We start from the raw sequence: 1,098 nt of genomic DNA, 5'->3' as shown, positions 1-1,098 counted from the left end.
TGGGGTTCATGGAGCGCTTACCAATCATCTACCGCAGCCCATCGCCTATTCGCCCTATGGTCACCGCTCTGCTGAAAGCGGGTTACTAAGCCTTCTAGGTTTTAACGGCGAACGGCCGGATCCGGTGACTGGGCATTATTTGTTGGGGAATGGGTATCGGGCGTTTAATCCGGTGTTGATGCGATTTAATAGTCCGGACAGTTCGAGTCCGTTTGGGGAGGGAGGCCCGAACACCTATATGTATTGCTCTGGAGATCCGGTGAATTTCGCAGACCCAACGGGTCACGTGAGATTGGCTCCAAGCTTGAATTTATTTGAGATACGACCAAGATCAACAGGTATCGCAATACAGGAATTTGTTGATAACGCAATAGATAACAACTTAACACGCGGAACCCTAAACACCCGAAATCGGGTAAAACGCAACGCTACCAAAAATGTGCAATTAAATAGCCAAAACCCGGCGACAAAAGAAATGGCCTCGTCATCCACGGGACGAGTCGCGGGAGATTCCTTGAAGCGTCCCAATATCCGCTCAGCGGCAGATCAAAGGCTTTACGATACCTTAAATGAGAGGGTAGCGAGCTCGCAAAGGGCCAGGAACGTAGTTCCCACACTGAGGACGAATCTCGAGAATCCGCGAACGACCATATATTCCAGAAACCATATGCAAAATCGCGCAAGCCCACTCGAACAAGCGGTCAATGAATTAGAAATGCTCTACATGATCATGGATGCTCTCAACGAGAGATTCACTCAATTTCAAAGTCTAGTTAACTCAATAAGGTCTCGACCGAACTGAGGGTGATGCACCTGATACCGCGCTGCTGGCCACCGATCAGCAGCGTTCGGTGCTGCAGACGGTCAAGGCCAATCATCCCCCGCTACCCATCGCTTATTCGCCTATTGCCACCACTCTGTGGAAAGCGGGCTACTCAGCCTGCTCGGGTTTAACGGCGAGCGGCCGGACCCGGTGACGGGATGTAATTTGCCGGGGAATGGGTATAGGGCGTTTAATCCGGTGTTGACGCGCTTTAGTAGTCCGGATAATAGGGAAAAGGGGACGGAAAAGGGACGGAAAAGGGGACAGATTTATTT

General features: G+C 50.9%; 1 protein-coding gene and 1 pseudogene. Both read left to right on the top strand.

Annotated features, from left to right (window positions below; genetic code table 11):
* Window positions 1-40: 40 nt before the first annotated feature.
* Window positions 41-802 carry an RHS repeat-associated core domain-containing protein gene (locus tag PMI35_RS35190; RefSeq protein WP_443217046.1) on the top strand — a complete coding sequence of 254 codons (762 nt, stop codon included), beginning with the start codon at window positions 41-43 and terminating at the stop codon, window positions 800-802.
* 25 nt (window positions 803-827) lie between these two features.
* A pseudogene (locus PMI35_RS35185) lies at window positions 828-1,098 on the top strand (RHS repeat-associated core domain-containing protein); the annotation flags it as partial.

Origin of the sequence: Pseudomonas sp. GM78, from assembly GCF_000282475.1 — a bacterium.
GTDB lineage: Bacteria > Pseudomonadota > Gammaproteobacteria > Pseudomonadales > Pseudomonadaceae > Aquipseudomonas.
This window is presented reverse-complemented; position numbering and strand designations above follow the sequence as displayed.